General features: G+C 74.0%; 4 protein-coding genes. 2 read left to right on the top strand and 2 right to left on the bottom strand.

The features are described from left to right. Positions 1-28: 28 nt before the first annotated feature. On the top strand, positions 29-472 hold the full coding sequence (locus E2E34_RS31250; RefSeq protein ID WP_138905223.1) for a MarR family winged helix-turn-helix transcriptional regulator: 444 nt from the start codon (positions 29-31) through the stop codon (positions 470-472). A 105-nt stretch (positions 473-577) separates the two neighbouring features. Here E2E34_RS31250 and E2E34_RS31245 read toward each other — a convergent pair whose 3' ends face one another. Together E2E34_RS31245 and E2E34_RS31240 are read right to left on the bottom strand one after the other, a co-directional pair. Further along, positions 578-3610, bottom strand: a complete 3033-nt coding sequence (locus E2E34_RS31245) for an alpha-mannosidase (protein WP_138905222.1) — start codon at positions 3608-3610, stop codon at positions 578-580. A gap of 169 nt (positions 3611-3779) precedes the next feature. Continuing rightward, positions 3780-4169: a VOC family protein gene (locus E2E34_RS31240; RefSeq protein WP_138905221.1), complete on the bottom strand. Its 390-nt coding sequence runs from the start codon at positions 4167-4169 to the stop codon at positions 3780-3782. A 56-nt stretch (positions 4170-4225) separates the two neighbouring features. On the opposite strand from E2E34_RS31240, the gene E2E34_RS31235 reads away from it, so the two are divergent. After that, the gene (locus tag E2E34_RS31235) at positions 4226-4855 is read left to right on the top strand and encodes a nucleoside/nucleotide kinase family protein (RefSeq protein ID WP_138905220.1); all 630 of its coding nucleotides are present in this window, start codon (positions 4226-4228) and stop codon (positions 4853-4855) included. Positions 4856-5028: the final 173 nt, after the last annotated feature.

The raw sequence follows: 5028 nt of genomic DNA, 5'->3' as shown, positions 1-5028 counted from the left end.
GCCCACCACCGGCCCGGCCCGCCCCACCGTGTCCGACGCGGAGCTGCTCCGCCTCGACCACCAGGTCTGCTTCTCGTTGCACGCGGCCTCCCGTGCCTTCGGCGGCGTCTACCGGGAGGCGCTCAAGGACCTCGGGCTCACCTACCCCCAGTACCTGGCCATGCTGGTTCTCTGGGAGCACGGCCCGCAGCCCGTCAAGGCGATCGGCGAGCAGCTGCGGCTCGACTCCGGAACGCTCTCCCCGCTGCTCAAGCGGCTGGAGGCGGCCGGCCTGGTGCGACGCGAGCGCAGCCCCGAGGACGAACGCTCGGTGACGGTTCACCTCACCGAGGAGGGCGCGGAGCTGCGCGAGCGGGCCCTGCCCGTGCCTCGTCGGATCCTGGCCGCGACCGGCCTCTCGGTCGAGGAGATCCTCGGCCTCCAGCAGCTTTTGGGCCGGCTGACGGGGGCGCTGGACGGGGCTCAGGGGTGACGCGGGCGGCCCGGTTCCCGGCGGCGCGGGGCATGCGGCGGGACGCTGCGCACGGGTTGCCCCGCCGGGCGTTTCCCGGGGGCCCGGCGACCCGCCCCTGCGGCCCTACGCGCCGCGCCCCATCCGCAGCGTCAGGATCTGGAACGGGCGCAGCGTCAGCTCCAGCGTGCCGTCCGGCCCCGGTTCGTACGCCGGTGCGTCCGCCAGGGGGCGCTCCAGCAGGTCCGTCGCCGTCACGGAGGTGACCGGGAAACCGGTCGCGAGCGTGGTCGAAGCGCGCCCGCCGGACGCCTCGTAGAGGCGCACGACCACGTCCCCGCCACGGTCCTCCGCCAGCTTCACCGCCTCCACGACCACCCGCTCGTCGCCCGACACGACCAGCGGCTCGACCGGGGCGCCGGAGCCCGCGACCGTACGCTCCGGCAGGTTGATCCAGTGCCCCTCCCGCACCGCGTCGGCGACCGTCGCGCCGGGCGCCAGCGCGAAACGCAGCCGGTGGGCGCCCTGGTCGGTGGCCGGGTCCGGGTAGCGCGGGGCGCGCAGGAGGGAGAGGCGGACGGTCGTGGTCTGCCCGCCGTCCTCCCGTACCGTACGGGTCACGTCGTGGCCGTACGTCGAGTCGTTGACGAGCGCCGCCCCCCACCCCGGCTCCTCCACCTGGATCCAGCGGTGCGCGCAGATCTCGAACTTCGCCGCTTCCCACGAGGTGTTGGTGTGCGTGGCCCGGTACACGTGGCCGAACTGCGTCTCGGCGGCCGACCTGTCGGCCTTCACGTCGAGCGGGAACGCCGCCTTCAGGAGCTGCTCGCTCTCGTGCCAGTCGACGTCCGTCTCGATGTCCAGCACCTTCGCGCCCGACCGCAGGGCCAGGCGCTGGACAACGGCCGAGGCGCCGAAGGAGCGCTCCACCGTCACCACCGCCCGCTCGTCCCCCGACTCGGTGAGGGTGAGGCGGTCGGCGTCCACCAGGTCGGTGACGTTGTGGCGGTAGAACGCGTCGATGTCCCACGCGTCCCACATGTTCGGGAAGTCCGGATGGATCTGGAGCAGGTTGGCCGCCCCGCCGGGCGCCACCGCCTCCCGGCCCGCCCCGATGTCGTACGCCGACACCACCAGCCCGCGCGCGTCCACGACGATCCGCAGCAGGCCGTTGGCGAGGACGTACCCGCCGGCCTCGCGGCTCACCGCTGTGACCGGGGGCGACGTGCGGGGCGGGACGACCGCCGCACCGCCCGCCGGGACCGAACGGCGCGCGTGCGGCGCCGCGTTGAACGTCAGCCGCGACGACCCCTCGCCCGCCAGCGCCTCCTGCGCGGCCGAGCTGATCGCCTCCAGCTCCGCCCGCACCCGCGCGTACGTCTCCCGCGCCTCCCGGTGCACCCACGCGATCGACGAGCCCGGCAGGATGTCGTGGAACTGGTGCAGCAGGACCGTCTTCCAGATCCGCTCCAGGTCGTCGTACGGATAGGCGTGGCCGGCCACCCGCACCGCCGCCGTCGCCGACCACAGCTCCGCCTCCCGCAGCAGCGACTCGCTGCGCCGGTTGCCCTGCTTGGTCCTGGCCTGCGAGGTGTACGTGCCCCGGTGCAGCTCCAGGTACAACTCGCCCGCCCACACCGGCGCGTCCGGATACTCGGCCTGTGCCTTCGCGAAGAAGGCGGCCGGCTTCTCGACCACCACCCTGGCGGAGCCCTCCAGGTCCCGCAGCCGCTCGGCCCGGGCGAGCATCTCGCGCGTGGGGCCCCCACCGCCGTCCCCCCACCCGAAGGGGACCAGTGAGCGTGACGCCCGGCCCTTCTCCCGGTAGTTGCGGGCCGCGTGCGCGAGCTGCGCGCCGCCGAGATCGCTGTTGTACGTGTCGACGGGAGGGAAGTGTGTGAAGACCCGCGTCCCGTCGATGCCCTCCCACCAGAAGGTGTGGTGCGGGAAGGTGTTGGACTGGCTCCACGAGATCTTCTGCGTCAGGAACCACTTCGAACCCGACAGCCGGACGAGCTGCGGCATCGCCGCCGTGTAGCCGAAGGAGTCCGGCAGCCAGACCTCCTCGGTCTCGACGCCGAACTCGTCCAGGAAGAACTTCTTCCCGTACAGGAACTGACGGGCCATCGCCTCCCCGCCCACCATGTTGGTGTCCGACTCCACCCACATGCCGCCGACCGGAACGAACTGCCCGTCCTCGGTCTTCTTCTTCACCTTCGCGAAGACCTCGGGCCGGTGCTCCTTGATCCAGGCGAGCTGCTGCGCCTGCGACATCGCGAAGACGAACTCCGGGTGAGTGTCCATCAGAGCCACCACGTTGGAGCAGGTACGGGCCACCTTCCGCACCGTCTCGCGCAGCGGCCACAGCCACGCCGAGTCGATGTGCGCGTGCCCGACCGCGCTGATCCGGTGCGCGGACGCGTTCGCGGGCGAGGCGAGGGCCCCGGTCAGCTCCGCGCGGGCGCGGGCGGCCGTACCGGCGACGTCGGCCAGGTCGACGGCGTCCAGCGCGCGTTCGACCGCGCGCAGGATCTCCCAGCGCCGCGCGTCGCCCTCCGCCAGCTCGGGCATCAGCGACCCCAGCACCTCCAGGTCCCGCACCAGCTCCCAGACCTCGGTCTCGACGACCACCAGCTCCGTCCGCCCGACGCGGTACAGCGGTTCGGCGGACGAGGTCAGCCGGTCACCCTCGTACGTCGGCGTCTGGCCGGCCAGCACCGGATTGGCGGCGGCCTCGACGTACAGCAGCACCTCCTCGCCGCCCCGCGCCGGGTCGGCGACCGGCACCCAGTCGTTGAACGGGTTCAGGGCCTTCACGGCCTGTCCGTCCGGGCGGTAGACCAGCCCCTCGCACTGGAAGCCCGGCATCCCCCGGTCGAAACCCAGGTCGACGACGGCCTCCACGGTGCGTCCCCGCCACTCGTCCGGCACCCGGCCGGTGACCCGGAACCAGGTCGTGCCCCACGCCGGGCCCCACGGCTGCCCCGGCGCGGCCGGTTCGTACACGGCGGACAGGCCCTCGGCGACCGGCACGGGCTCGCCCGGGACCTCCCACTTCCCGACGGTCAGCGGCGACCTCCGGGAATGGACGGCGGGCCCCAGGCGCTCGGTGAGGACGCGGCGCAGGCGGTGTTCCACGATGCTTCGGTCGTCATGCATGGGGCGGCTCCCGTGGTGGAAACGGCGGACGTCGTACGGGCCGGTCACCTCGGTGATACCCAGCCCGGGCGGTTGTCCGCCGCCCCTCCCCCTTGTCCTCCTCCGGCGTCCGCCGTCCGTGCCGTCCTCGGGCGGGCCGGGCGGAACGGCGCGCGGGCCCGCCACCACCTCAGGCGGGCTGCAGAAGGTCCCAGCGGTTGCCGTACAGGTCCTCGAAGACCGCGACCGAGCCGTACGGTTCGTGGCGCGGCTCCTCCAGGAAGCGGACGCCGGCCGCCGTCATCCGGGCGTGGTCGCGCGCGAAGTCGTCGGTGTGCAGGAAGAAGCCGACCCACCCGCCCGTCTGGCCGCCGACCCGCGCGCGCTGCTCGTCGTCCTTCGCGCGCGCCAGCAGCAGCCCCGTGCCGTCGGCGGAGCCGGGTGGGCGGACGACGACCCAGCGGGAGCCGTCGCCCCGGTCGGAGTCCTCGGCCAGGTCGAAGCCGAGCGCGCCGGTGTAGAAGGCGACGGCTTCGTCGTAGTCACGGACGACGAGGGTGACGAGAGCGATGTGCTGCATGGCCCCTTCCTACCCCACGCCACCCGTCGCCGGCCTCCCGAGGCCACAATGCCCTCATGGAACCGCACCGCCTCGTCGACCGCGCCCGCCGCCTCGTCGTCCCCGGCCGCCGCCGCGTCCTCGGCATCGCGGGGCCGCCCGGGGCGGGCAAGTCCACCCTCGCCGCACATCTCGTCGACCACCTCGGCGGACTCGCCGTACTCGTCCCCATGGACGGCTTCCACCTGGCAGGTGCCGAGCTGGAGCGCCTCGGCCGTACGGACCGCAAGGGCGCCCCCGACACCTTCGACGCCGCCGGGTACGCCGCCCTGCTGGCCAGGCTGCGCACCCCGCATCCGCCGGGCGCCGTCGTCTACGCGCCCGCCTTCGACCGGGCGATCGAGGAGCCCGTGGCCGGCAGCATCGCGGTGCCCGGCCCGGCGGACGTACCCCTCGTCATCACCGAGGGCAACTACCTGCTGCTCGACGAGGGCCCCTGGGCCGGCGTACGGGACCTGCTCGACGAGACCTGGTACCTGGAGCTCGACCAGGACGAGCGGGTACGCCGTCTCGTCGACCGGCACGAACGGTTCGGCAAGCCCCGCGCGGCCGCCGAGCGCTTCGTGCACCGGTCGGACGAGGCCAACGCGCGCCTGGTCGCGGCCGGCCGGCACCGCGCCGACCTCGTCGTCGCACTCGCCCCGTGACCGCCGCGAAACCGGCTCGCGAGGACACCGCGCCCCGGGCAGGATGAGGCCATGTCCTCCGCGCCCCGGCCTCCCGCCGCCCAGCCCTCCGGTCCTCAGCCGTCCGGCCCGCAGCCCTCAGGGCCGTCTCTCGCGTCCGCGCCTCCCGCGCCCCTCGCGTCGGAGTCCACCCC

Source organism: Streptomyces albidochromogenes (genome assembly GCF_005981925.1).
In the GTDB taxonomy this organism is placed as follows: Bacteria; Actinomycetota; Actinomycetes; order Streptomycetales; family Streptomycetaceae; genus Streptomyces; species Streptomyces albidochromogenes.
The sequence above is the reverse complement of the archived record's forward strand: the minus strand, read 5'-3'. Positions and strand labels throughout refer to the sequence as shown.

Excerpts from the sequence above, each read along its gene's own strand:
- E2E34_RS31245 (WP_138905222.1), bottom strand. The coding sequence starts at position 3,610 with ATGCATGACGACCGAAGCATCGTGGAACACCGCCTGCGCCGCGTCCTC.
- E2E34_RS31240 (WP_138905221.1), bottom strand. The coding sequence starts at position 4,169 with ATGCAGCACATCGCTCTCGTCACCCTCGTCGTCCGTGACTACGACGAA.
- E2E34_RS31235 (WP_138905220.1), top strand. The coding sequence starts at position 4,226 with ATGGAACCGCACCGCCTCGTCGACCGCGCCCGCCGCCTCGTCGTCCCC.